This is a genomic window from Bacillus thuringiensis, from assembly GCF_022095615.2.
Classification (GTDB): Bacteria; Bacillota; Bacilli; order Bacillales; family Bacillaceae_G; genus Bacillus_A; species Bacillus_A cereus_AG.
In genome coordinates, this window is the sequence record NZ_CP155560.1 from 312,847 (window position 1) to 339,397 (window position 26,551).

The following is a 26,551-nucleotide window of genomic DNA, read 5'->3' on the forward strand; positions in this document are numbered from 1 at the left end:
TAAAATATAATACAATTTATGGTAAACAATTAGATTAATAGGGGTGGAGTCATGAAGAAAAGTATTGCAGTTTTAGGATTATCATGTGTTTTCTTTTCTAGTTTTACTTTAACGCCAGTTTCAGCAGCAACTGAATCTTCAATTAAAGGTTCAGCAGAACAACAATTGCAAGATATAAAAAATTACGAATTATCTCCCGAATTAAAACTTCAAGCGGAGAAATTAGCTGATGAAATCGCTAAAGATACCTTAAGACAAGAGAAAGAATTAGGGCTTCAATTAAAATTACAACCATATAACTTTAGTCCAGGAAGTGATGGAGTTAAGCCAACTTATACGGATCTTACCAGTGATTTTACTAGTATAATGAAGGCAAATAAGAATCGTATGAAGATTATAGATGCATCAGCGGAAAAAATTGCAAAAAGTAGTAGTAATCCTGTTGAAGGTGCTGTTGCATCTAGAGCATACAGATACACAGTTTTCACTAAATTAGTGAAATCTGGAGGTCCTTGGGATTATAAATTGAAATATGGGCCTAAAACTACATATACATTTGATAACAGAACACTAACTGGGGAGGATCTTGGAAACTTCCACTATGGATATGTTGGTAAAGCAATTGGTTTTACTGACATTGAACTTAAAGGTGGAGCTGGTTTTTATCAGGTACTCTCCAATACTTGGGAATGGGAATACTACAAAACGTTTTTTGATGACCCTAGAGACCAAGAAATGATTCAAGTAGGCATAGATTATTATAATAAAGGATATTAATTTATATACATTTTAAAAAAAAGAACAAGTTTATTTTTAACTTGTTCTTTTTTAGTTTAAAATATTATTAAACTGATATATATTCGGCATTCAAGGAATAAATAAAAAATCAATCACTAAAATCACATATTATTTAAGAGTGAAAGGACATACAAAACATGAAAAAAAATTTAACCAAAATTACAATGATAAGCGGTATTGTATTAATATTCTATCACTTTTTAAAATGGTATTTAACTCAATTCCTTACTCCATTTGTTATGCCACTTCTTTCAATAGCAATTCATGGATGGTTTTTCATAGTATTAATTTTATCAATTTTACATCTTGCTAGATATAACAATCCGAAACCTTTAATTATTCAATTAATCATAATAATTATTTGGATATATACCCCCTTTACAAAAATCTATATAAAATTAGATTTTTTAATTTACAAAGATGATCGTAAACAAGTTATAGCACTTATAGAACATAAAAAATTAATCCCTAATGTATCCTATGATAATAACCAAATTCATTTGCCCCAAAAATTTAAACCTACCTCAAAGGGGGGAGGAGATGTAATTGTCCACTATGAAAAGAAAAATGCTTCAGTTTTCTTCTATACTTATCGTGGCCTAATAGACAACTTTTCTGGATTTATTTACTCGCCTAATGATGTAAAACCAAATGAAGACGATTTTAATAGTATCTTTAAAGATATAAAGAAAATAGAAAAAAATTGGTACTATGTTACATCTCACTAAGAACACAATTATTTTTTCTGATTTATTAAGGTGTATCAATACTTGTATGCATCCTTTTTCAATGCTTCACATACTTAATATGCTGTTGTCTAATTCCATCTTAAAACATGCAAAGAGCCCACTTAATAAAGTGAGCTCTTTGAGTTCTCTAAACATTAGATATATTGCAAACAAAATATGCACTAAAAACAAGAGTTATCTTTATTTGCCGAAGAGCTATATCAATATATTTCTCCCGCTACACTTAATCAATTAGCTATGGCAACATGCGGGATGAAACGAAAACGCAAGTGCCACCGGCACCATTTCTTATCTTTTTGTGTATGTTCAAATTAACAAATAGCTACTACCTATCTTGCTCTAAAATGAATTTATTTATAAAAAATGCAAGTTTTTCAGTGCCCTCGTTTAATACTGGACTCATGCCTAGAAAGCTGCCTAGCATTCGTGTCTAACTTTTAGAGTTCACTTCAACAGTCTAAGAATTGGGGTACAGTTTTTTATGCCTAAATTTTCTTCAAAAGAAAAAAATAAGCAGTAAGACAATATTTATATAGTAATTGGTAATGAGAATCTACAAGTAAGCAATATGCTGAAAAACAGGAAACTTGCAAAAGCCATTATTTGCTTATAACTAAATGATACTCTCTTACTCTAATTCCTGTGTTTTTTTCAGCTGCTCCATTTCTTCTTTAGAAGCATCTCCTAGTTTATTTTTCACATAATCCCCCTTCTTCTCATCTATTACTACGTATTCTATATCATTTTAAAGGAGATTTTTTTCAATTTTTTTCTTTACTCGTTACTTATTTTCTCCAATTTTTCTCCTTGTTCTAAAAGTGTGTCATAGTCATTGTTTTCTTTAATTTCTTTAATCTTATTTTCAATTGTAGACGTATTATTTATATTAAAGTACGTATCTAATACTTCATAGGGTGTCTTCCCTTGTTTGGTTGCACTATCTTCAATAGCTTCTTTCCATGGAATATTTGCTCTGTCCATGCTTAATTCCAGAGCTGAACCAGTCTCATATCTCATATTCCGCTCTAAAAACCTTGGAGATTCTGCCTGTCCATTAGCAATGAAGTTAAACGCCTCCATAAAAGTAACATGATATGGCTTCTCTTTCTTTGCAAGTACCATAAGTTTCCCACCAGTTAACTTACTATAACGATACTCTAAGTATCGTGCTGAACCTTCTATTGCTTCAGTTTTTGTTTCTCCAATCAATTGTGGCCATTTTTTATAGCGATAATTACGTACAATTGTCCAGTCATATAATGCTTGATTAATATTTTCTGGGTTCGTATCAACCATTGCTTTATCTAATAACTTAAATTCTAATCCCATTAATGCATAATTTTCTTTATTTATCGGATATTCGTGAATATACTCTCCACCATTTGAATCATATGTCCAATCTTTTTGTTTATAAGCATGAAAAGCCTCATGTAATAAGAAAGACGAAAAATCAAAATATAAATCTGGATTAACAAACATTTTAGGATAATATTTAAAATAAAATACATCCATATCGTTAATACTTATTGTCCCAAAGTTCCAAGGCATCCAGGTAGAAACAGTTCTAAAATCAAAACGAGTTAAGCGATAGACTTTAGGTAGATGCAAAGAATTTGGGACTTTTATTTCTTTAGCAAAAATACTATTTTCTACTCCTTTTACATTAACTGCATAAGCTTCTTGTCTAAAGAATCCCCCATCTTTATTACTATGTATCAATAATAATGGCTTTTTTTCGAAATGATAATCTTTATTCCAAAGTTTATCATTCGATTCTTCGAAACTCTTATAAATAGTAGATAGTTCTTTTAACATGTTTTGATCCGTTTCATTTAAAGACTTATACTCTGTATGATATGTTTTATTTACAATTATGCATCCCAACATAATTCCTATAAATATCACCAATAAGATTAGAATTACTCTTAAAAACTTTTTCATCAGACACTCCTTTTCTATAATAATCCTTATTTTAAATAAGGATTACAAATTTGGAATCACTATACAAAGAGGCTCTGCCTTTTCAACATACAATGAACTTCAGCAATTACCAGCTACTTCCTGAACATTATTCTTCATTAACCACCTATATATGCTTTTTTTAAAATTTGCAACAGACCTAAAAATTTCTTCCTATTACTTATTATCCATTATTAGCTGGAGCCTCTTCTGTATTCCTATAATTACTTGGTGGCGTTAGCGTTCCATGGCCATCCCCATTGGTTGGTGGCGTTGTATTTCCTTGGTCACTCCCATGAGTTGGTGGCGTTGTATTTCCACGGTCACTTCCGTTGGTTGGTGGCGCTGTATTTCCACGGTCACTTCCATTGGTTGGTGGCGCTGTATTTCCACGGTCACTTCCATTGGTTGGTGGCGCTGTATTTCCACGGTCACTTCCATTGGTTGGTGGCACTGTATTTCCACGGCCACTTCCATTGGTTGGTGGCACTGTATTTCCACGGTCACTTCCATTGGTTGGTGGCACTATATTTCCACGGTCACTTCCATTGGTTGGTGGTACTGTATTTCCACGGTCACTTCCATTAGTTGCTGGCGTTGTATTTCCACGATCACTTCCATTAGTTAGATTACTTTGCTTTTGCTCTTCTGGTTTCTTTAATTCTTCAGGTTTCTTTTGCTTTTCTTTTTGCTTATTTTCACTCGGCGGTTCAGTCGTATTTGCTATTTTTGTATTTGGAGAAGAATCACGCTTCTCACCTTTAATACGTAATTCGCTACCTTCTTGAACTACACTGTTCGGCATTTTAAATCGCGACTTATCTGTAGCAAACTTACTCATCATTTCTTTAAAAATCAATTGAGCTATTTTCGTATTTTTACTACTAATATAATCCTCTTTACTATCCTTTGTATATCCGGTCCATACTGCCATCGTATATTGTGGTGTATAACCAGCAAACCAACTATCACGAGTTGCGCTTTCTGGTAGATTATATTGTGCTATTTGTTCTAAAGAATAGTTTGTTGTACCTGTTTTACCCGCTATATCTAAATAACCTATATTGGCTGTTGTACCCAAACCAGATGAAACAAACGTACGAAGCATATCAGTAATCATATATGCAGTAAAATCCTTCATAACTCGTTTTGTTTTTTGCTCAAAGTTTTTTGATTTTCCATCTGGATAAACGACTTTCTTGACAAAATACGGCTTCGTATACTTACCACCATTCCCAAATGCCGCATAAGCACCTGCAATTTCAGTTGGAGACGCTTCATTTGTACCAATCGCTGTTGATTCGGTCGGTGCTACATTAAAAGTAATACCTAGCTTTTCAGAGAAACCTTTTGATTTATTAATTCCTACTTCTTTTGCAGTTTTTATTGCCGGGATATTTCGAGACGTCTTCAATGCATCACGCATTGTAATTGGTCCTAAATGCTTTCTATCTGCATTTCTAACTTCTTGTCCTGTTGAATACTTAAATGGAGAGTCATCAATTTGATGGTAAGTAGCCCATTTTAAATATTCAATTGCAGGAGCGTAATCAAAAATTGGTTTCATCGTTGAACCTGCTGAGCGATTTAATTCAATCGCAATATTATGTCCTTTAAATACAGCTTTATTTTCACCACGGCCGCTACCAATTGCACGAACTTCTCCTGTTTTCGTATCCATAAATGTGAAAGCCCCTTGGAATTTCTCATTTGGATAATTAATAATATCTTCATTTAAGAGCTTGTCAGCAAAATCCTGAGCCTTTTGGTCTAAAGTTGTATAAATTTCTAAACCATCAGATCCAATACTAGCTTCTGGCAACTCTTTTTCAATTTCTTTCACAACAGCATCCATAAACGCAGGATATGGCATTTCTTTTTGTTCAGTTGCTCCCTTAAGTCCTTCTGTTACTGGAACTTTTGATGCTTCATCCATTTCTTTTTTTGTAATATAACCATGTCGATTCATTAATTCAAGAACAACATCTCTTCTTTCTGTTGCCTTTTGAATATTTTGTTCTTTCGTTGGATCATAGTTATTAGGCGCTTTCATTAAACCGGCAAGCATCGCAACTTCTGGTAGTGTTAAATCTTTTATTTCCTTACCATAATAGTTTTGTACTGCTGTTGCGATTCCGTATGAACGGTTGCCTAAGTAAACCTTGTTTAAATACATCTCTAAAATTTCATGTTTTGAATACTGTTGTTCCAGCTTATACGCTAAATATATTTCTTGCGCCTTTCTCTTTGACGTTTTTTCCATCGATAAGAAGTAATTTTTAATAACTTGCTGCGTAATCGTACTTCCACCTTGAGAGCCGTAATCACCTTTTAGACTGACTAAAACTGCACGTGCAGTACCTTTAAAGTCTACGCCACTGTGCTCGTAAAAACGTGCATCTTCTGTCGCTAAAAACGCATTTTCTACTAATTTAGGAATTTGATCATACATAATATTCGTTCGTTTTTCTTTCCCATATTCATATATCAATTTCCCATCTTTATCATAAATTTTTGAGGATAACGGATTAACAAGTTTTGCTTTCTCAAGTTTTGGTGCGTCCTTGATCATAACGAAAAAAGTAGCAACCCCTGCGACTAACCCCACAATACCTAGTAATAAACAACTAATTAAAAATTTACGAAAAAACGGAGTTTTCCCCTTTGGTTTTTGTTTTTTAGAAGCTGGCTGTTTTTTCTTTTTAACTTGTCGTCGCTCCTCTCTAGAACGATGATTTTCTAACATGCTATATTCTCCTGCCTTTCAATTCTCCTGTTGATTTACTTAAAATTATTGAAGCCACTTTAAGAAATATATTCATATTTAAAAAGTGTACTAAATAGACAATTTAAGTAATAAATTTGTTCCACTTTAAGATGAGGAAGAAATTTGAGCTTATCTGATAACGAAACAGAAACGGTAATCGTGGCACAACTAAAAAAATGGATTTTCATAGAAAATCCATTTTTAGCTTGATGGGCATGTGGTGCTACCCCTTGCCTATCAACTTAATATTTTAAACACCCCCATAACAAAGTTTTTCTCTCTACAGTTATTTATGTAAACGCCATTGACTAATTTGTTTATAGACAATGCCATTTAACCAAAATAAAAAGGCCTAGATTGATCATATTTTAAGATTGATTTCCATAGTTGAAAGTAAACCTCATTTACAAATTCATTTGTTTCATAACCATTTTTAACTATAGCAAATACGGTGTCATATATTCACTGAATTGTTAAATCAAATATATATTCAAAATCTTCTTCGTCACCGGATAACAGACGGTCTATCCAGTTGCTTATGTTGTCATTACTAGCCAAACAGGCAACCTCCTTAAAATTGATTTCACTATATATATTGGACAGTAATCATGATAAAGTTCCAAGTTTGATAAAAAATATATATTTATCATCTCTTTAGAAATATATAGATTACGTTAAGCAATTAGGCTGGTGTAAATTCCACAAAATCCAATGTTTCCCATTTAAATATGATAGAATAGAAAGATATCTAAAGAGGAGGAAAAACTACTGAACTCAAACACAAAACAGTTTATTTATGATATCCAGAAAAGAAAGAACAATTATATGGAAGATGTATTAACAGCAATACAACACCCTAAAAAAGAGCAATCTGTACAGGTCATTCAAAATATAGTAGAGAAGATGGATATGATGATTAGTTTAGTTACTACCTACATGACTATTGAAACAGAATCTATGAAAGAATTAAAAGAACTTCAGGAAGAAATTATCCATGCTCAAGCTTATATTCAAAAACGAAAATTTGAAGAAACACAGAGATAAAACCCTGTGTTTTTATCCAGCAGTCTATGACGCCAATCTTTTATGAATCAAACTAGATGTAATTTGATTCTCAATTTAACTCGCGTTATGGAGTTTTGAGAATCCCTTAGCGTATAAAAACGTTAAAATGTGCGTGCTCCCCCTTTGTAACCTTAAAATTCATTCCTGCAATTCCTTACAACGTATATTTATATATGCAAACTCTAATTACAGACAAAGGGAGAAGAATGTTTATTATTCTCCTCCCTCGGTCTATTAACAATACTTGATTATAGCTCTGTAACCTTTTTTATTCATCACGTATTATTCTACGAATAGTTTAAGGTATAAGTACTTCTTATTTGATATTTAGTGCTGATTCACTGAAAACATATATTCTTTGTATGTTTTTCGTGTGGATAAAATAAGCCCCATCATTAACATGTTCGAAAATAAAGAGCTTCCTCCATATGATAAAAATGGAAGTGCAATACCTTTGACAGGCATTAATCCCACAATCATACCGATATTTTGAAAAAATTGTAACATTAGAACGCCTACAATTCCTGCACATAGTAAGGTGCCGAATAAATTATCTGCGGAATTACCAATTATAAGTATTCGGGAAAGCATTAAGAAGAATATACATATTATAAAAGTGGCAACTATAAAACCGCCTTCTTCGGCAATTGTGGCAAAAATGAAATCAGTATGTTTTTCTGGAATATAAACATTTCCAGAACCGAGGCCTTTTCCTTCTATCCCCCCACTACCAACAGCTAAAATTGATTGTTGAGTTTGATATCCCTGATCTGTATGCTGAAATGGATCTAACCAGCCTAAAATTCGCGATTGTTGATGGGGCTTTAATAAAGTAACTAACTTATTGAAGAAAATATCTGGATATTTTACGTATATAAATATTAAAGCAGACAATACAGTCATCGGAATTCCTGCACATAGTACGATTAACTTTTTTTGGATTCCTGACATAAATATAATACATGCAATGGCTGCTATATATAGGAACACCATTCCCGTATCGGGTTGACTATATACAAGTAACGCAGGTGGAATAGTTATCAAACATATTTTACCAATCAAAAGTAAATCAGTTTGAAATGTCCGTGCCATATACTGTGCATTATGTTTTACGACTAAACTTGCGGCCAGAAGAATTAAGGCAAGCTTAAAAAATTCAGCTGGTTGAATAGCACCAATAATTGGAAATCTAAACCATCTTTTTGCCCCTAATATTTCAGGTGTAAAACTTGACACTGGTAATACCTTTAAAATGATAATTGAGATGAACCCCACAATATAAATCGGCCAAGCTAATTTTTGTAATTGATCTAAATCGATATTGGCAACAATTAATAATAGAACAAAACCTATGGCGTAATTTACCATTTGTTTCATAGCAAAATTTTGGTTACCATATTGCCCGGTTTGCTGACTGCTGTATATTGCAACAATACTGGTGATACATAATATGAATAAAATGAATATTAGTTTCTTATCTAATTTTTTTAAAAAAACTATTTTCCCCACCATTTCAACCCCCTAGACATTGTGGTATTTACTTCTTATAGGAACTATCCTGTTTTTTATGTGTACATTAACATTTATTAATATAATTTTACAATAATAAGGAGATATTGAACATTCTCAAAATTATCCATACTGATGAGGCTACTTTAAAGGGTGACTGATTAGTGTGGATAAGGAAAGTTTATTTAAATGGAGACATTATGAGCCTAATATTATTTTGTTGAACGTGAAATGGTACCTACGGTAAAACCTAAATTCTCGTGACTTGGTGGAGTGCTTTTTAAGTCCTGTCTACTTTGCATGAGTCACTCCAAACTCATCTGAACCAGGCATGTAGTCAGACCATTTTTAGAATACGGGTATCACTATGACCTGGTTTAATAAATACCTCACACGAATCTTAAAATTCTTACATTATAATTTTTCTGAATTACTCTTTGAATTTTTTCGGAGAAGTTCTTCAATAAGCTTTGCTTTTTCATTCACCCTTGTTGCATATGTGAAATCACCATAACAATATGGATACCTAAAATTTTTTTTATTTCCACCACAAGTGTACATCTCTGGATTTTGATCAACTTTCATCTTAGAAAAATTTTTGGCCGAATCTTCCGAGTGTTGTTTAACTTCTTGACTAGCAATAAAATCAATATACCCTGGTCCCATATTATAGCTTTGAATAATTGTCTCCATGCTAACATCTTTTTCCGTTCCATATTTGTACATTTGAGCAAAGTGTTTGACCCCTTGTTCAATGCTCAAGCTTGTCTCTTGAATTTCATTTGGCTTTAATCCCAGTGATTCAGAAGACTGCATAGGGTCGTTTCCCCCACCTCTACTCTCTTGGTACATAATTCCTAATAAAACTGCTGTTTTACCTTCTAAATTATATTTTTCTAATTCTCTTTTCACGGTTAGCTCATATTGCAATAAACGTTGTTCGGTAGCAATCGCTTTATTTCTTTGAATATTGGTTTTATGCTTAACATAAAATATTACAGACATGGTTCCTAAACCTAAAATACTAATAAAGAATAATATAATAAATCGTTTTTTAATCGTATGCTTCATACATTACTCCTCCTCCTATAAAAAATCCGTACCTCTTTGGACTCAAAATTATTTTTTTAGGTGTAAAGTTTAATATAGGAATTTAAAGAAAAAACAACCGCCTGAATTGGAGGTTTTTTCAAAGCGGGTTATTCTTTGAATCGTTTCCGTACCCCTACAAATGTCACACTTTTTTTGAACTTTGCTGTTCTTTGTTTTGCCCAATTGATACATTTCTTTTCAATTAAATGATACGATACTATAGAACAAAGTATTGTCATTGTAATACATAAGATAAGAAGGAAAAGGATAGGTATTTTTGTATACAAAAGTTTAAATAGTACCATCATGATTGGAAAATGACATAAATAGATACTATATGAAATTTCTCCTAAGTAAACAAATACACTCTTATTTAAAATTTCTTTTACCTTTAGATTATTCATGGCCATTATAATCAGTATACTAACGCCAATTACGACACCCCAATCCTTTAATAGGAAAGCCGTATCACTACGAGAAATCAGCAAAATTCCAGTAGAGTATACATATAGAAAGATTCCTAGTGTGATAAGAAGATTTCTTTTTAAATTTTTCATATTTCTATATAAATGGATAAGTTTTTCCTGATGCTTAAAAAGTAACATTCCGACCATAAACATAGATGTGAAATGCAGTGTATCGGCATAACCATTATAAAATCCCTCAGCTTTCCCAATATGCAACATATTAAGGAAAATACCAATTAAAGAAAAGCTCATAGCAAACAGTATCGTTTTCTTCCAACTCTGTTTATAAAACAGAAGGAATAACAAGGGAAACACGATAAAGATGCGCATTTCTTGAGCTAATAACAAAAATGTCCGATTACCACTGTAATAGCTGCTAATCCCCGTATAGAATCTAACTCTTTTATTCTCTTACTCATAAAGTCTTCTCCTTGTAAATTGTAGATTTTACTGTTAATAAAGGCCACTATACTAGTGTAGTGGGAGAATTGTACATATATACGTATAGGATAGAAGGAACTATTAAAATAAAAAGTAGGGTAAACTTTAAATTTTTGAACTCTTTTTTTAGGTAATCTAACTTTAAATATTGTTCTTATCACATTACTTTTAGCAGAAATCACCCCATTATTACTGTTCGACTATATTTTTAGGATTACAATTAATAGACAATCTAAGTAATAAATTTGTTCCACAGTTACCAAAAATTAAACCATTGTGCCCCAATTGAATATCAAAACACACTGATAACTTAGTCTTTTTCTTTTTGTCTACTAAAAAGGGGTAAGACCCCCTCACAATCAAGCCAAGAAAAGCAAATACACAAAACAAGAAAATTTGCATCTCCAAATTATGTTATCATTAAACAAAAATGTCCAAATATAACTGTTATAGCCGCTAGTCCTCATTTGATTCTAATTCGTTTATTCTCTTACTCATAAGGTGTTCTCCTTGTAAATTATAGCTTTTGTTATTAATATAGATGACTATACTAGTGTAGTGAGTGAAGTAAATATATTTTGTTTACTTTTCTTTAAACTTCCGATATAAACACTACAGAAAATTGTGGATCTTTTAAAAGCATTTTTCATATTTATGCATAAATTATAGAATAAATATAGAAAGAAAAAAGAAATTTTATCTAAAAATTTTTTAAAGATTTTATTAAATTTATTGACTCATATAAACATATTTACGTATTTTAAAAGTTATTTTGCCGTTAATAAAAATCACCATACTAGCGCAGTTGGAGAATTGTACATATTGTGCTTATGTTTCGTTACATTCCTGATATAAACAGTACATAGTCAATCTGTGTATCTTTTGAAGAAAATTTTCGTATTTAATTAAGCATAAATTATAAAATAATAATCGTTAAAAATTTGTATTGTCTTTTAGAAAGCACTTTAAAACTGTTTTCTAAACCCAAGTTATAGTCTGTCTGACTCATATTAAACTTATAAATAGACTTGTTAGTAACTTTTCATGCTAATTATTCCTTTCTTCACGCTGTAATACTTAATAGAAAACCTAAGTAATAAGGTTGTTCCACATTTACAAAAAAAATAATTAACTATAAGATGAAATAGGATACATAAGGGAGGGTTATATGTTACATACAAAAAGATGGAGATTTTTTGTGGTTCTTTCTATTGTAGGTTTGATTTTACTAATTTTATTAAAAATCAACTTCATTTCAATTACTATCGCAACTTCTTCAGCTGAAAGAGGAAAGATTTTTGATCAAAATGGTGTAATACTAGCTATAAATAAGAAAGTTAAGTCTCTATATTGCACTTCTAATGATAAAAAGCTATCGAAACAAGATGCATCAAACACATTAGCTTTTTTCAATCAATTTTCAAAAGAATTTCAACATGACATTTCGGTAGAGGACATAAAATCACAATTACAACAATCTTGTAAAAAGCAAACTATGAATGATATACCGTTATACTCTGATATAACTGAGGATGAACTTGCATTCATAAACAAAAACAAACCTAATAATGTAATAATTGAAGACGAATGGATTCGATATTATCCTAAACAGGAAATTGGTTCACAGGTAGTTGGGTATGTAGAAAATGACCTTAATTCAAAGCATATGCTTGTTGGAAAAAGTGGGATTGAGCTGCAATATGAAAATGATTTAAAAGGAAAATCAGGAAAAACTCTTATTTTTAAGATTGGTAATAAAAACTTCTTCTGGAACATTCAAAACGTACAAAAAGGAAAAGATGTCCGGCTAACCCTAGACTCTAAATTGCAGCAAAAAACAGAGGAAGCATTAAGATCTCAAATTAAGAAAACACCTGATGCTAAAGCTGGTTATGCTGTAGTGAGCGATGCAAAAACTGGCGCAATTTTAACTATGGCCAACTCAGCAGTTTTTGATCCAAATATATTACATACACATGTATCAACTAAAATAGATAACATAAAATCACTTTCGCAAAATAAAGCAATTCAAAAATTAAAGTATGGTGAATCTTATGTAAATATGGCTTCTACTATAAAGCCACTTACTATTTTAATTGGATTAAACGAAAAGCTTTTTCAACCTGAAGATACTTATTTAGATAAAGGTACTTTTCAGTATGATAATCAAAATAACATTACAAATGCACCTGGAACGCCCACAGGTGAGATTACACCGAGGCAAGCTATCATTAATTCATCTAATACATTTATGACAGCAAAAGTAGCTCTACCATTATTTAACCAAAATAATGGAAATGTAGAGAAAGTGGCACATATATGGACAGATTATTTAATGCAATTCGGCCTACGTTCTAAAACCGGGATTGATTTACCCTTTGAAGAAGACGGACAATATGAATTCCATCCTTCTAATAAGTTTGAAAATGGAATCTCCGCTTTATTAAATGCCTCGTGGGGCGGAAATGAAGTGCATACTCCTCTTCAACTCGCTCAATATGCAGCAACTTTGGCAAGTAAAGGTGATAAATACAAACCTCAAATTGTAGGTGCTACTATTGGTCAAGACGGTAAGGAAACAAAAAAGTTTAAACCCATTTTAGAAAGTTCAAACCGTTATCCTATGGAATTTTGGCGTGTCGTGCAAGGTGGAATGAGTCAAAATATAGAAGAAATTAAAAATTTACCTTTTCATGTCGCAGGTAAAACGGGTAGTACAGGTTCTCCCAATGAGCAAGAAAGAATGATAAATCATTCTCTTTTCATTTCATATGCTCCTACCGAAGATCCACAAATCGCCATTTCTGTCGTTATTCCTGGTAGTAATTCAGAAAAAAACATCGCTGCTCTCGTTACAGCAGAAGTTTTAGAGTTCTGGCATACACTTCAAAAAGAGAATAAAAACAAAGAGGAAGGTTCATAAAAGTGAACCTTCCTCTTTTACCATATAGAATCTATATTTATTATTTTCCATATACCTTCATTATTCTTTTCGAGCATAAATGAATATTTAATATCAGTTAACACGTACTTTTTTTGTACATATCCAGTAGTATCACCGTTAATAGTCGATATTTTAATATATCTATCATTTTGCACTTTTTCCGGGATCCAAGCTTTTACCATTTCATTAGATACTTCATATAAAACTTTTGATTCTCGTTTTGGTTCAGCTAAAATTTTCGTTTTGTTTCCAGTAACAGTTGCATATATATAGTGTTCTTGCTTTGATTGATTACTTTCTGTCATTCCACTTGGCACTTTGTAAACTTTCTTCTTATCATTTACAAATTCTCCCCCCATTGCAAGGGCAACTTGCAACTCATGAAAAATATCTTCATCAAACTTCAATTCATCCTTCTTATAACTCTTCCCTTTAAATAGAACTTCATCATTTAACGCTTTATACAGGTCATTTTCATTTTTTGAATTTGTGCTTTGATATAAATCATTCATAAATTGTTTTAATGATGGATCTTGAGCAGATTCATCTTTTGTTTTAGGGTTAATTTGAGTACTACTTTCTACCGGTGATTTATTATCATCCGGCCAAGGTTGTTGAACAATAAAAAATAACATTGTACAAACCAACACAACTACAACAGGCAATACTTTTTTACGAAATGGTCTCTTATTTGTTACAGAATCCACTTCACTATTTTGATATACCGATTGCTTTATTTTATAAATAAATTCTTCTTCATCTTTCCGATGCTCCATTGGGCCTTTTTTCAATTTACTATACCAGTCAGGATTTTTTTTACTGTTCATCACTACTACCCTCCCCTATTAGTTTTGAAACTTTACTTCTTGCTCGGCTTAATCTAGATTTGACTGTTCCAATTGATACTCCTAATGTTTCAGCCATTTCTTCATATGATAATTCATATTTTGCGTCCAATATAATTATTTCACGGTGCTTTTTAGGTAGTTTTAATACAACCTTCCACACCTCATTCATCTCTTCTTGGTTAAAAAATTCTTGTTCTGCTGACAGGGATTGCTTATCGTCACTAAAAAATCCTATTAAAGATATCCTTTTAAAATAAGAGGATTTCAAATAGTTTATTGCCGTATTTCTTGTGATTTTTAATATCCACGTTTTAATAGATGACTCCTTTCGAAATGAATTCCAATTTTTAAACATCTTTATAAATACATCTTGCGTGATATCATCTGATAAATGTGGATCTTTCGTAATAATAAATGAATAATTCCATACATCTTGCCAATAGTCTTTTATAACATAGTCCAGCTCATCATGATTACACTTTTCAATAAACGTCTGTTCCATTTTCACACCTCAAACTTATTTGAATAAACATAAAAACTGCCCTCACTTTTATTATGGTTTCAATATATAGACAAGATACAAGTTTCATTTGTTCCCTTGTTTATTTTTTTATATTACCATTGTAATTAACGCCAATGGACAGTATAAAGTACACACTATGAATAGATATAAAGACTAATTTAATTAAAGACAAGAATATCATTGACATAAGCTGACGCGTTATGATTTTCATTCGTTCTCTTCCCCACTCACTTTTTCGAGATAAATGGTTTATGATTGCATAGAAAGATAAGAAAAAAAACGCTATCATTTCTCATACCATGATTATGCGTTGGTTTCATCAGTATGGACCTAAATTGGACAAACGAATTCGTCATCACCTGCAGCAAAACAATGATCTTTGGAAAGTTGATGAAACATATATAAAAGTTAAAGGACAATGGCTGTACCTGTACCGTGCTGTTGATTCGAAAGGAAGCACAATCGATTTTTGTCTAAGCAAAACAAGAGACCAAAAGGCTGCAAAGCACTTTTTCAAGAAAGCTTTGCGGTCTTTTTATGTTTCAAAGCCACGTGTGATAACAATCGATAAGAATCCGGCTTATCCTATAGCAATTAAACAGTTAAAAAAAGAAAAAAGCATCCGCTACGAATGCTTTCTCTAAAATATAACATAAGGTCTTCTTAACTGTTTTTGTAAATAATTTCGCCTTATAGGCAGAATCTCTTCCGCACCCCTAATAGTCTAAAATGTTTTTTATCAAACAATAATTTCGCCATTTGTTTGAATTATATACTTATACCAATGAAACAAATCTTTTTTGTATCGTTTAATTGATCCATTACTTTCATTATCACGATTAACATAAATCATTCCAATCAATTTTTTCATTTCTAATTCAGTCTGTGAGCGTACTTGTTAAGTTTTAAATTTTTTATTATGACTAAAAAATCAGGTCCACTTATTTTTATCCTTAAAAATAATCACCTTTGAAAAATCAATAAATCATTTTTCAAAGATGATTAATATCTTCTAAACATTTTCTACTCTTTTAATTTTCTGTAATATTTACAAAATGAACGGCTCCCTTGTCCTCAGTGCCTAAAGCCTTATTCACTTTATCTATTTCCTTTTTTAATTCTGGTGCTTTCCCTTGATTGACTAAATTAAGATTCCCAAAAGATTTATTAAAAGATAGGATCTGTCTAGTCTTTTCTTTCCCATTTATTTCTTTAAATAATGTATCATCTACTATTAATAGGATTACTTTGGATCCACCACGATATGGCGCTAGCCATACATCACCTGCGTATTGTGTACTCATTTTTTTCGCATCATATGTTATTTCTTTTAAATCCTTATATTCTTTATTTGCAAATAAGATAGTTTCACCTTTTTTTGATTTTGGTAATGAATCCACAGGATCTGAAGATATGTCCCCCTGATTATTATCTCTTTCAAGTATAAGCCCCTTCTTGACCATTTTTTCAGCAGTTGTTCTACTAATAAATAGTAAATTACTAGGAGTATCCGCCCCAGCATCCCCAAACTGTGTTGGGAGCTTTATGTTTAGTTTGTTATTATCAATGCTACCCTCTTTTATTTTGAATTCGTCTTGTGATATGGTTATATCTTTGTATAGGTCTATAATAGAATTTCTTGTTTGTTCATTTAACTGCTCTACCTCTATTGAAAGCCCATTTGCTGGGGAATTTTTTGTACCAAATAATGAACATGCTCCTAACATGGCAATCGAAATACCAGATACTATTAATAATCCAAGTCTTTTTTTCAACCTATATTCTCCTTCGTTTAATTATATTTGAATTAAAAAATTGTTTTATACATTTTTTTCAAGTATTGAGCACGAACAACGTAAAAGTATATAATTTGCAAAACTAAGAAACAAATTAATACCATAATTGAACTACCCAAGACTGAAAAATCGGCTAATTCTTGTAAGGCCGTAAAAGCTACTGCACTATGTGTAATTGCTATTACAATGGGTAAAAAGAATAGTAATGCAAGTTGACGTGACACAATTTTCTTTAATTCAGGTTTACTTAAACCAACTTTTGCTATCATTTTATATTGCTGCTGATTTCGTTCTAAGTCTGTGTATAATCGGAAATATAAAAAGCTTGCAGCAAACGTAAAGAAAACAATCCCTATTAATACACTCATGATGGATGCAAGTCCAAAACCTTGCTTCATCACTATCCATTTAGAAATTAAAGAAAAGAATGTATATTGTTCGTTGTATACTATAGGCTCTTTTATACCTTCATTATCTTTCTGAATTGCAGATATAATTTTTTCTGCAACATTTTGCGTTTTCTCCCAATCCTTCACAATAAAACCATTAATAGTGGATTCACTATGGTGATCCTCTGGGTCCACTATCATTTTATTATATACAGCATCTGGTATAATAACTGTCGTTATACTTGTATCTTGTAGTTCTTTTGGCGTTAGTGTTTTATTTACATGCATATCTATTTTTATATTTCTATGCGACAATCGATAGTTATTTTGATTAGATTTTGTTTTAGTTACTTTTCTTGAAGGAATGACAAAACTATCATTTTCTTCTTTTAAACTTTCTTTTTCAAAACCAAATGCCTCAGCTAACTTATTATAATCACTTAGTTTTATAACGCTTAATAATATATTACTGTTATAAATGGTATCTGGAATTTGTTTTATTGAATAAGTTACTTGTTTGAAATTAAACCCACTATTATTGAGTTCGTTTTTTATTTTTTTTAGATGCTCTTTTTCTAAAGAATTTTTATTATTAGACTGATAAGTAAATGCAAAGGGACTATCCGATTCCGCCATGGATGAATTCCCTAACCCCATACAAGTCCCCACTGCAGTAAAGGCAACAGCTGATATAATTGTGACCATAAAAAACATTTTTGCATTATCTTTTAATTGATACACTAAATCTGAGATGGTGAGTATATTTGTTTTCTTAAAGAAAATATTATCTCTTTTCTTTAATGTACGTAGCACATACACACTGAGCTGTGTAAATAAAAGATAAGTCCCAAGTACAACAAAGCTCACCCCTATTGCCAACATGATTAATAAATAATTTATATCCTTGTAATGTATTGCTTTAACACTATGGAAAACAGCCGCATATCCTAGTCCAATACAAATGAGGGCTAATAAGGATAACCACAAGGATGCTCTAGGTTCTGGCTTTGGCTTATCCTCTGCTTTTATTAATTCAACTAGTTGTTCTACATTTACTAGTCGAGAAGTAAATAGAGAAATAAATAAAAAGAGCAACAAGAAAGCTCCAAATGTTATTCCAATTGCTTGAAAGGGTACGTAAAATGGGAGTCCTTTATCAATCATTAATAGATTGTTGCTCATAATTAAGATAAACTTAGAGAACGCCAATCCAATTGTAATTCCTGTTAAAATAGAAACGATGCCAATTATTATATTTTCAATAAATACTAATGTATTCAGTTGTGAACGTGACATCCCATGCAGCATTAGTATCCCAAAATCTTTTTTTCTTGTTTTTAAAAATGCACTTACAGAATATAGGATAAAGAAGAATGAGAAGAAAAATATTAATCCCTGCGATATCTGTAATCCTGATTTTGCAAATGTATTGATTGTTACACTGGCAGCAAGATCCCCTTGTAAATTAGGATGAAATGCAAGTAGTGCATAAGTAAAGAAAATCATAATAGCAAATGTACTACTAAAAAAATGAGCCATATATGTTCGTTTACTTCGAATGATGTTGTTAAGCGCGAACTGCCGAAAAGTCATGTGCATTTCCTCCTAATAATGCTAAAACCTCTAGAATTTTTTGATAGAATACTTTACGATTATCTCCACAGTAAATCTCGTTGTATAACTGTCCATCTTTGATAAACACAATTCGATCACAATAACTGGCAGCCATTGCATCATGAGTGACTAACATCATCGTTGTACTATTTTCTTTATTAAGCTTTGTCAATAATTCCATCACATCACAAGCAGATTTTGAATCCAGATTTCCTGTAGGCTCATCCGCAAGTAATAATTTTGGATTATGAATAGTAGCACGCGCGATTGCTGTTCTTTGTGCCTGCCCACCTGAAATTTCATACGTACGTTTATCTAATATTTCAGTTATCCCTAGTTTTTTAGCAATAGCTTCAACTTTCCCTTCCATTTCTCTAGGGCTTACACCATCAAGTGTAAGTGGAAGAACAATATTTTCTTTCACTGTTAATGTATTAAGGAGATTAAATGATTGAAAAACAAACCCTAATTCACGTCTTCGAAATAAAGACAACTGATCTGGAGATAACAGATATGGATTTTCTCCATGGATTAATACTTCTCCTGATGTTGGTGCATCTATAGTAGACACCATATTTAAAAGCGTTGTTTTACCGCTCCCAGATGGTCCCATAATTCCTACAAATTCACCTTTGTTTATTTTTAAATCAATATGGGATAATGCTGTATAAGAAATTTTCCCTGGATAAACTTTCCCTAAATCTGAAACATGTAGTATCTCCACAAGTATTTCACCTTCCATTTCTCTTTTCGATACATGAAGTGTAACCTATATATAGTATGTCTAATATCGATTTCCCTAACATTTATCTAACAAGTTTGTAAGATTCAAAAGAAAAAACCGATGAAAGGTACACCTTTCATCGGTTAACGAGATGCAAATGGGAATATGATTCTAACATTTGTTCCCTTACCCACCTCAGATTCTATCTCAATCTTATGATTTAATTTTTCACATACTTCTTTAACAAGATATAATCCCATTCCCGTAGACTCTTTAAATTTCCTACCATTTTCTCCAGTATAAAATGGATTGAAAACACGAGGTAAATCAGTGGTAGGAATACCCACTCCATTATCTGTTACATCCAAAATAATTGCTCTTCCTTTTGAATACGCCGATACTATTACTTTCTCTTTCTTACTTGATGAATATTTTATTGCATTTGACAGTACTTGATTGAGTATAAATCGAAACCATTTCTTATCTGTTTCTACAATAAGATTCGGATCTACTTTTACCTCTGGATACACATAACTACGTATAAATAGACGTTTATTTTCATGAATAGCAGAATCAATCATTCCTAATAACTGCAATCTGTCCACATGAAAATCCTGTTCAAATGTTTCTAGACGAGCAACATATAAGACCATTTCTAATCCTTTTTTGATTCTTTCCGTTTCTTCATTAATACTGTCAAATCGAGAGTCATCTGCATCCTGTGTAATTAACTCAATAACAGAAAGAGGTGTTTTCATTTGATGGACCCATTGATTCATAAAAGTCATTTGTTCTTGTTGTTTTCGTTCCCATTTTTTTAATTTGTTTTGATAATATTGATATTGAGTTTGTAGTAATGTTTCTAAGGCCATTGATAAGGGAGTCAAATCACTATCTTTTATTGATTCATTTAAAGCTTCCATTGGTGTTGATAGACGCTTGTAGAATGAACGATGACTATAATAACGATATATTAAATAACCCATTAATAAAAAAATACCCAAAAATACAGAATATAATGCTGTCAAAATATGTGGATAACCATCGAACCAATATATAAAAAGAATGATAAGCAATTGGGCAAATGTATAGCAAATGAGTGGAATATGTTCTTGTAAAAATAATTTCATTATTCCTTCCCTTCCTTCTCCCAAGTAGCATGCAATCGATATCCAGCACCACGAACTGTCTCCAGTGCGTTTTCAATACCTAAATCCTGCAATTTCCTTCTAATTCTACCTATATTTACACTCAATGTATTCTCGTCTATGTATGAACTATCCCATAGTTGTTCTAAAATCACTTCACGTTTTACAAGGAGCGGAGACTTTGTTATCAATATTTCCAATAAAGTTGTTTCTTTTCTAGTAAGTAAAATTGTCTTATTATCTAGTTGAAGTTCCATTCTTTCTGGAAACAGGTGTAGTCCTGATTGCTCAACTATTCGTTCTTTTACTTTGGGAGCATATTCACCGTATGCTCTTCTGAGTTGACTACGGATTTTAGACATTACAACTTCATAATAAAAAGGTTTCGTAATGTAGTCATCACCGCCATTTTCTAAAGCCATAACTTGATCCATTTCTCCACTCCTTGCAGATAGAAATACAATTGGACATGTAGAAATAGCTCGTATTTGGCGACACCAATAATAACCGTCAAAATTAGGTAAATTTACATCTAATAGCACTAAATCTGGTTTTATCTTTTGAAATATTTCTAAGATATTTTCAAAATCCTCTATAATAACACTTTGGTATCCATATTTTTTTATATGAGTTCCCAGTAATTCAGCGATTTTCATATCATCTTCTACAATCATGATTGTATTCATTTCGTAATCTCCTTTAATTTAGGTGTAATTTTTAAAGTTCGTTTAGTGTTTTATATTTTACTTATTTAAAAAAGATGATATCTTATATCCTCCCTAAAACGCAATAAGTATCCATTAAAGTGTATATTTATTGTTTCTAAATTAATAAACGTAATAGAGATGGTATCCATCTTTTTTTCTTTACTTAAAATAGTATGTTGATTCTCCAATTGGAGGAGTAGGATAGGATATAATTGAAAAAGCACCCTGTTTACAGGGCGCTTCATTAAATATAATATCCATTTTACATATTAACTAAAAAACTTATAAATTTTATACCCATTAGGGCTATCTAAAAGGGGTAAGACCATGATTCCTTTTTTTGAGCCACTGACAACTGATTAAGCCAAGAAGATCAAAATGAATGCTTTTATTATGTTCTATTGACGTATTGTATTTTTTAAATCTTCTTAATTGGGACTTCACTCTAGCGATTAATTCCAATGGGTTAAACGGTTTTGATAAGTAATCATCGGTACCTGAGGCTAAACCCTGAATTTTGTCTATATCCTCTGATTTTGCAGATAGCATAATGATAAGCATATTGCGGTCTTCCCTGAAATTCATACACGCCTCAATACCATCCATATTCGGCATCATATTTTGTATCTTTTGTAAAACTTGTTCTCAATTTGTAAATATTAAGCATACTCGAAAAAAAGGCTCTATTTAGATTCTTTTGCTAAATGAATATATTACTATTTAACAGCTGGTATTCATCATCTCCAAAAATCCAGTAACTTCATCATAAAAAGTGCTCTTAGATATATCTACGAGCACTTTTATGAAACATTATTTTTTATTTGCCTTTGATCCACTTTATGATAGTAACCGTGTTTTACTACTTGCCTAACATCATCTGTGATATGAACCATAAGTTTGCCGGAACGGCAAGCTTATGGTTCTTTTTGTTTGCGGCAAACTTATGCTTCCAGGATTTGAAGAATATTTTTAATGTCTCTTTTAAATAAAGTCACAGTGTTTATAAAAAAGACGCGATGTTTTGTCCCTTTGGATCTGTTTATCTAAAGGGATGTTTTTATAGTGAAAAGAGGATCTGAACTGAAAGGCGGATTAAGGAACTGTTGAGTAGCAATAAAGTTACTCCACTAAAGGGCCAGATTGTGAAATAAGAAAGGACTATTGAGGATTATTCTTGAATTTGTAAGTTATTCCTTTAAAGGGAAAATCGGAGTTAAGATTACAAGGTAGAATCATGAAAGGGGTATTCCTGTATGTTACCAATGGATAAACCTGGTCAAATTGTTATTATGAACGGCACCCCTAGATCTGGGAAATCCAGCATCGCCACTGTAATCCAGAGCACGTTTAAAGGTGTGTGGATGAACTTAGGAGTAGATTGGTTCATGCAAATGACCCCAGAACGCTATCAGCCAGGTATTGGATTACGTCCTGGTGGCGAGCGCCCCGATATTGAGCCCTTGGTTATACTTATGTATAAAGCCATGTATGAGTCTATTGCTACACACAGTCGTTTAGGGATAAACGTCGTAGTTGATGTCGGTCATCATGACAATTATTCCGTCCCACGGGGAATTCTGCCCGAATGTGCACAGATACTAAAGGGACTGCCAGTTATGTTTGTGGGGGTACATTGTCCAATTGAAATTATTATGAAACGACGGATAGAAACATGGAAAGTTGGTTACTCAGAAGGTGGTTCAATCCCATTACCAGTAAAACTATGGCAAGAGTCCGTCCATGAGCCCGGTATTTATGACTTAGAAATCGATACTTCAGTACTAAACCCTGAAGAGTGTGCTAATTTAATTCGCTTGAGGCTCGAAAATGGTCCACCTCCGACAGCATTTCAATTAATTGAACAAATGGGAACTGGCTAATGCTTTGTTATGGCACGGATTACAGTATAAACCGGGGTTTTTCTATGAATCAGGTGACTATTTCACTCTGATATTGTAGATCACTCTTCCATTAAAGGGCGCGATTGTTGAGCAAACACAGGTAGAAAAATGATTAAACTTTTTTATAAAAAATTATTCACTAGCAACAAATAACCCAAGCATTTTGATCAAACTTTTTTCGAAATGTTTGGGTTTCTTCTGTTGAAAAATCAATTTTTGTAGCATGCTTTTGATCAAACTTTATTACAAACCAACAGCATTCACGGCAAGCTTATGGGTTAATAATTAATCCACGGCAAAGATATACTTCCTTTCCCCGCGAATAATCAACTAAATCTCCTCAAAAACATGTGATTTCCGGCAAAGATATGCTTCCTTTAGCGGCACTTTATGGGTAAAGTTACATCATCTACTTCAATTCCCATTATCTCTTTAATATCTACAACAATTGTATTCTGAAGAACACCCACTACATATCCGGTTAATTGTAAATTAGGATGTTAATGATATAAAAACAGAACGTAATCCCCAATTGTTACCTTAATTATTCGTTAGGTTTCCCTTTTTTTACTTCTTCATACTGTTTAGCAAGTCTATAAAATAAAGAACACTTAATATCATATTTCTTCATGGCTTCTATATTTAAAAATTTCTACTCTAAATACAATAAGCAAAACAAAAAGAACTTGTAGAAATCACTACAAGTTCTTTTTCAAATAATGTATAAAAGGTGAATCAAACTATCTCATTACTTAAAACGAAGAACCTCCATAATTACCATAAACATTTGAGCATAGTTTCAATATATATCAGTCTCCTATGTAAGTGGCTTCCATAATGCTAAAGCGAATATCCAATTCGAGTCACCATTTCCTTGATGGTTTTGAACAGCTTCATACACTTTCCCTTGATGTTCTACTTTATCTCCCTTTTTATATGCCTTCTTCGAATCCCATTTTTCATAAGATTCATTTTGATTTTTTGTTTTTATTGGGAGAATATTACTTTGAATTGATGTATTTCCAGCTGCATCTACAGCCTTCACTGCATATTTATATTCCTTATTAACTGTTAGATTTTGATCAGTAAACGTCGTTCCTTGTACCGTTTGAATCAATTGTCCATCGCGTAATACCTGATATTCTTTTACACCTACATTATCTGAAGAAGGATTCCATTTTAGCTCTACACTGTTAGGAGTAACGTTGCTTGCATATAATCCTTGTGGCTGTGTGGGAGCCTCTGTATCTGGTTTCGGATTAACAATTTGATTTACTTTTTTCAAGCCATCCTTTGTAACTTCATACATCGCTTTTTTATCAAAGCTTTCACGTTTATTATTATCTAAATTTATTAATGTTGCCCTCTCTCTGCCTTCTTGATGTGTAAGTTCAATAAAATCGCCGATCTTTACTGGAACTTTTTGTGTTTCAGCATTTTGCTGTTTATTCCCATAAACCTCTTTGTTATAGACCACTTTACCTGATGTGTTTTGCACTTTAATACTTGCATATGTACTATCAAAATAGTTATGTGGTACACCTGCTTTTAGATCAATTTGCATTTCTTCTGTTGATTTATTTAGATTTACTTTCGCAAATTCAAAATCACCAATCCCTTTCAGTGACCATGCAAATTGGTCTCCTTCTAAGATACCATCTGTATTTGGTACATGGTCTTTTATTTGAGTAATAAGATCCATCATCGGTCGCGGTTCATTCGCAAAAACAGAAATGATACTGTTATTTAATTCTTTCCAATCAGCATCTGTTACATTTGGATTTTGTAACATAAGAGAAACGTAATCTTTCCATACTAAAAAATTGATTGGTAAAATATTGGTGGATATTTTATAAATTGCAATTTTATTATCTGTTGAAGTCATCGCTTTCGCTAACCAGCGTAATCGCTCTGATTGATCTAGTTTTACTGGGTCACGTTCAGCATTTTCAAATAGTAACATATACGGCACTTGATTTGTCGGGCTATTATCTGACCAAGGAATAACAGTTGCATCATGACGGCTCGACTGACTCCATCCAGATATATCATTTCCTAAATTCCAAGAAGATGGCTTGTTATTCCATATAAGTGCACAATGTCCAGGTTGTCCAACAGGCATAGCTGCTACTCCAAATGCTTGGCTTACTTGCGTACCAAACTTCGAAATATTACCGCATACCCCACCAAATTTATAAATGGAAGAAAGATTCCAACCTAAACCGTAGAATGCATCATTTCCGGTATGAATGCTAACTCCATCTTTGTTATGGGTTACATAATTAATTAAATATGCACTTTCTCCTACCTTATCTTGATTTTTAAGTTCCGGATGTTCCGTATTAATCATATTTCTTGCCCAGGTTAAATCTTCTTCTGGTGACCAAGTATTCACTACTAATCTTAAATGCCAAACATCATATGTTCTAAAGCAAGGAAGTAACTCATTATTTTGATCTGCTAATTTATAATGTTGGTACCTTGTTAATGGATTAATAGATTTATTGTTTGTCCAATATTTTATAGGTTCAGCATGAGCTAACGATGTAGCTATCGCTAATCTCAAAAACAACCCTTCGTGAGAATCTGCATCCGCATTCCAGATTGCATTCCATATCTCAAGTGCATTTACAGGATTTTTTCCAGTTGGACTACCACCCTCAAGATAGGTATTCATCACATTTGTATTTTTCATAGCCCAGCTAAGAAATTTCTGATGATCAGCATCTTTTTTTGCAAATACATTCATTGTTGCAGCACCTGTTTGTGATATAAATTGCCACTGGGCCAAAGCTGCTGAAAATACTGGGTCTGCAAGCTTCTTTTTCAAGTCCTCTTCAGTCATATCCCCAACATTTCCATTCAAATATGCTGTGAGATTATTCAAATGAGCTCCAAAATTACCATTTGCAATAGCTTGATCTGTCTGTTGATTCAATGTTTCTAAAGTGAAAGTTTCTTGATTGAATGACATTGTTTCAGCTGAAACCTTTGTATGCGGAATCGTAGCAATACTTCCTAAAATAATCGGCATAGTTAATAATAAAGATGAAATCTTTTTCAAAATAATTTCCTCCCTTTTTTGTTTTTGACCTTTGACTGCTCCATGA

The 26,551-nt window shown here is 32.2% G+C and carries 17 protein-coding genes and 10 pseudogenes; 9 read left to right on the forward strand and 18 right to left on the reverse strand.

Annotated elements, in window-relative coordinates; genetic code table 11:
* The first annotated feature begins 51 nt into the window (after positions 1-51).
* The 4 genes and pseudogenes from KZZ19_RS28310 to KZZ19_RS31255 all read left to right on the forward strand — a co-directional run.
* Positions 52-777: a polymorphic toxin type 44 domain-containing protein gene (locus tag KZZ19_RS28310; RefSeq protein ID WP_098343995.1), complete on the forward strand. Its 726-nt coding sequence runs from the start codon at positions 52-54 to the stop codon at positions 775-777.
* Between the two features lie 158 nt (positions 778-935).
* Entirely contained in the window at positions 936-1,526 is a 591-nt protein-coding gene (locus tag KZZ19_RS28315) for a hypothetical protein (protein ID WP_098343994.1), read from the forward strand.
* Positions 1,527-1,703: 177 nt separating this feature from the next.
* A pseudogene (locus KZZ19_RS28320) lies at positions 1,704-1,859 on the forward strand (IS4 family transposase); the annotation flags it as partial.
* 223 nt (positions 1,860-2,082) lie between these two features.
* Positions 2,083-2,148: pseudogene (locus tag KZZ19_RS31255) on the forward strand (RNA-guided endonuclease InsQ/TnpB family protein); the annotation flags it as partial.
* Between the two features lie 173 nt (positions 2,149-2,321).
* Here KZZ19_RS31255 and KZZ19_RS28325 read toward each other — a convergent pair.
* The 3 genes and pseudogenes from KZZ19_RS28325 to KZZ19_RS28335 all read right to left on the reverse strand — a co-directional run.
* Positions 2,322-3,488: a hypothetical protein gene (locus KZZ19_RS28325; protein WP_098343992.1), complete on the reverse strand. Its 1,167-nt coding sequence runs from the start codon at positions 3,486-3,488 to the stop codon at positions 2,322-2,324.
* 202 nt (positions 3,489-3,690) lie between these two features.
* Positions 3,691-6,252 (reverse strand): transglycosylase domain-containing protein, encoded by a 2,562-nt coding sequence (locus KZZ19_RS28330; RefSeq protein ID WP_348638047.1) that lies wholly within the window; start codon positions 6,250-6,252, stop codon positions 3,691-3,693.
* 319 nt (positions 6,253-6,571) lie between these two features.
* Positions 6,572-6,831: pseudogene (locus tag KZZ19_RS28335) on the reverse strand (sigma-70 family RNA polymerase sigma factor); the annotation flags it as partial.
* 210 nt (positions 6,832-7,041) lie between these two features.
* Between KZZ19_RS28335 and KZZ19_RS28340 the strand changes: the two are divergent.
* Entirely contained in the window at positions 7,042-7,317 is a 276-nt protein-coding gene (locus tag KZZ19_RS28340; RefSeq protein ID WP_050845109.1) for a hypothetical protein, read from the forward strand.
* Positions 7,318-7,665: 348 nt separating this feature from the next.
* Here the strand turns inward: KZZ19_RS28340 and KZZ19_RS28345 are convergent, their stop codons facing one another.
* The gene (locus KZZ19_RS28345; protein ID WP_016083336.1) at positions 7,666-8,850 is read right to left on the reverse strand and encodes an FtsW/RodA/SpoVE family cell cycle protein; all 1,185 of its coding nucleotides are present in this window, start codon (positions 8,848-8,850) and stop codon (positions 7,666-7,668) included.
* A 163-nt stretch (positions 8,851-9,013) separates the two neighbouring features.
* Between KZZ19_RS28345 and KZZ19_RS28350 the strand changes: the two are divergent.
* Positions 9,014-9,091: pseudogene (locus KZZ19_RS28350) on the forward strand (IS6 family transposase); the annotation flags it as partial.
* Positions 9,092-9,261: 170 nt separating this feature from the next.
* Here KZZ19_RS28350 and KZZ19_RS28355 read toward each other — a convergent pair.
* Entirely contained in the window at positions 9,262-9,918 is a 657-nt protein-coding gene (locus KZZ19_RS28355) for a lysozyme family protein (RefSeq protein WP_050845111.1), read from the reverse strand.
* A 128-nt stretch (positions 9,919-10,046) separates the two neighbouring features.
* A pseudogene (locus KZZ19_RS28360) lies at positions 10,047-10,748 on the reverse strand (acyltransferase family protein); the annotation flags it as partial.
* Positions 10,749-12,015: 1,267 nt separating this feature from the next.
* Here KZZ19_RS28360 and KZZ19_RS28370 point away from each other — a divergent pair.
* Entirely contained in the window at positions 12,016-13,770 is a 1,755-nt protein-coding gene (locus KZZ19_RS28370; RefSeq protein WP_348638048.1) for a peptidoglycan D,D-transpeptidase FtsI family protein, read from the forward strand.
* A 17-nt stretch (positions 13,771-13,787) separates the two neighbouring features.
* Here KZZ19_RS28370 and KZZ19_RS28375 read toward each other — a convergent pair whose 3' ends face one another.
* The gene (locus KZZ19_RS28375) at positions 13,788-14,618 is read right to left on the reverse strand and encodes an SH3 domain-containing protein (protein ID WP_226546330.1); all 831 of its coding nucleotides are present in this window, start codon (positions 14,616-14,618) and stop codon (positions 13,788-13,790) included.
* Positions 14,608-15,141: an RNA polymerase sigma factor gene (locus KZZ19_RS28380; RefSeq protein WP_237982401.1), complete on the reverse strand. Its 534-nt coding sequence runs from the start codon at positions 15,139-15,141 to the stop codon at positions 14,608-14,610. The genes KZZ19_RS28375 and KZZ19_RS28380 overlap by 11 nt, the downstream gene beginning before the upstream one ends.
* A gap of 308 nt (positions 15,142-15,449) precedes the next feature.
* On the opposite strand from KZZ19_RS28380, the pseudogene KZZ19_RS28385 reads away from it, so the two are divergent.
* Positions 15,450-15,785: pseudogene (locus tag KZZ19_RS28385) on the forward strand (IS6 family transposase); the annotation flags it as partial.
* A gap of 116 nt (positions 15,786-15,901) precedes the next feature.
* On the opposite strand, the pseudogene KZZ19_RS28390 reads toward KZZ19_RS28385, so the two are convergent.
* The 8 genes and pseudogenes from KZZ19_RS28390 to KZZ19_RS28425 all read right to left on the reverse strand — a co-directional run.
* A pseudogene (locus KZZ19_RS28390) lies at positions 15,902-16,051 on the reverse strand (6-phospho-beta-glucosidase); the annotation flags it as partial.
* Between the two features lie 142 nt (positions 16,052-16,193).
* Entirely contained in the window at positions 16,194-16,937 is a 744-nt protein-coding gene (locus KZZ19_RS28395) for a lipoprotein BA_5634 family protein (RefSeq protein WP_237982402.1), read from the reverse strand.
* A 32-nt stretch (positions 16,938-16,969) separates the two neighbouring features.
* Positions 16,970-18,940 carry an FtsX-like permease family protein gene (locus tag KZZ19_RS28400; RefSeq protein ID WP_237982403.1) on the reverse strand — a complete coding sequence of 657 codons (1,971 nt, stop codon included), beginning with the start codon at positions 18,938-18,940 and terminating at the stop codon, positions 16,970-16,972.
* On the reverse strand, positions 18,915-19,685 hold the full coding sequence (locus KZZ19_RS28405; RefSeq protein WP_098654308.1) for an ABC transporter ATP-binding protein: 771 nt from the start codon (positions 19,683-19,685) through the stop codon (positions 18,915-18,917). Before KZZ19_RS28405 ends, KZZ19_RS28400 begins: the two co-directional genes overlap by 26 nt.
* A 143-nt stretch (positions 19,686-19,828) precedes the next feature.
* Complete coding sequence (locus KZZ19_RS28410; protein WP_237982404.1) at positions 19,829-20,815, reverse strand: sensor histidine kinase; 987 nt, start codon at positions 20,813-20,815, stop codon at positions 19,829-19,831.
* The gene (locus tag KZZ19_RS28415) at positions 20,815-21,519 is read right to left on the reverse strand and encodes a response regulator transcription factor (RefSeq protein ID WP_237982405.1); all 705 of its coding nucleotides are present in this window, start codon (positions 21,517-21,519) and stop codon (positions 20,815-20,817) included. The genes KZZ19_RS28410 and KZZ19_RS28415 overlap by 1 nt, the downstream gene beginning before the upstream one ends.
* Before the next feature lie 402 nt (positions 21,520-21,921).
* Positions 21,922-22,158: pseudogene (locus KZZ19_RS28420) on the reverse strand (response regulator); the annotation flags it as partial.
* A 182-nt stretch (positions 22,159-22,340) separates the two neighbouring features.
* A pseudogene (locus KZZ19_RS28425) lies at positions 22,341-22,418 on the reverse strand (DUF2187 domain-containing protein); the annotation flags it as partial.
* Between the two features lie 375 nt (positions 22,419-22,793).
* Here KZZ19_RS28425 and KZZ19_RS28430 point away from each other — a divergent pair.
* A complete protein-coding gene (locus KZZ19_RS28430) occupies positions 22,794-23,420 on the forward strand; it encodes a chloramphenicol phosphotransferase CPT family protein (RefSeq protein ID WP_226546325.1) in 627 nt (208 codons plus the stop codon).
* 398 nt (positions 23,421-23,818) lie between these two features.
* Here the strand turns inward: KZZ19_RS28430 and KZZ19_RS28435 are convergent.
* Both KZZ19_RS28435 and KZZ19_RS28440 read right to left on the reverse strand, forming a co-directional pair.
* A pseudogene (locus KZZ19_RS28435) lies at positions 23,819-23,989 on the reverse strand (DUF2187 domain-containing protein).
* Positions 23,990-24,258: 269 nt separating this feature from the next.
* Positions 24,259-26,505: a putative mucin/carbohydrate-binding domain-containing protein gene (locus KZZ19_RS28440; RefSeq protein ID WP_237982406.1), complete on the reverse strand. Its 2,247-nt coding sequence runs from the start codon at positions 26,503-26,505 to the stop codon at positions 24,259-24,261.
* Positions 26,506-26,551 lie beyond the last annotated feature (46 nt).

Bases quoted from the DNA above. Each gene is read 5' to 3' on its own strand.
- KZZ19_RS28410 (WP_237982404.1), bottom strand. From the start codon at position 20,815: ATGAAATTATTTTTACAAGAACATATTCCACTCATTTGCTATACATTT.
- KZZ19_RS28380 (WP_237982401.1), bottom strand. From the start codon at position 15,141: ATGGAACAGACGTTTATTGAAAAGTGTAATCATGATGAGCTGGACTAT.
- KZZ19_RS28315 (WP_098343994.1), top strand. From the start codon at position 936: ATGAAAAAAAATTTAACCAAAATTACAATGATAAGCGGTATTGTATTA.
- KZZ19_RS28330 (WP_348638047.1), bottom strand. From the start codon at position 6,252: ATGTTAGAAAATCATCGTTCTAGAGAGGAGCGACGACAAGTTAAAAAG.
- KZZ19_RS28355 (WP_050845111.1), bottom strand. From the start codon at position 9,918: ATGAAGCATACGATTAAAAAACGATTTATTATATTATTCTTTATTAGT.
- KZZ19_RS28375 (WP_226546330.1), bottom strand. From the start codon at position 14,618: ATGAACAGTAAAAAAAATCCTGACTGGTATAGTAAATTGAAAAAAGGC.
- KZZ19_RS28415 (WP_237982405.1), bottom strand. From the start codon at position 21,519: ATGAATACAATCATGATTGTAGAAGATGATATGAAAATCGCTGAATTA.
- KZZ19_RS28430 (WP_226546325.1), top strand. From the start codon at position 22,794: ATGTTACCAATGGATAAACCTGGTCAAATTGTTATTATGAACGGCACC.
- KZZ19_RS28370 (WP_348638048.1), top strand. From the start codon at position 12,016: ATGTTACATACAAAAAGATGGAGATTTTTTGTGGTTCTTTCTATTGTA.
- KZZ19_RS28345 (WP_016083336.1), bottom strand. From the start codon at position 8,850: ATGGTGGGGAAAATAGTTTTTTTAAAAAAATTAGATAAGAAACTAATA.
- KZZ19_RS28400 (WP_237982403.1), bottom strand. From the start codon at position 18,940: ATGACTTTTCGGCAGTTCGCGCTTAACAACATCATTCGAAGTAAACGA.
- KZZ19_RS28310 (WP_098343995.1), top strand. From the start codon at position 52: ATGAAGAAAAGTATTGCAGTTTTAGGATTATCATGTGTTTTCTTTTCT.
- KZZ19_RS28325 (WP_098343992.1), bottom strand. From the start codon at position 3,488: ATGAAAAAGTTTTTAAGAGTAATTCTAATCTTATTGGTGATATTTATA.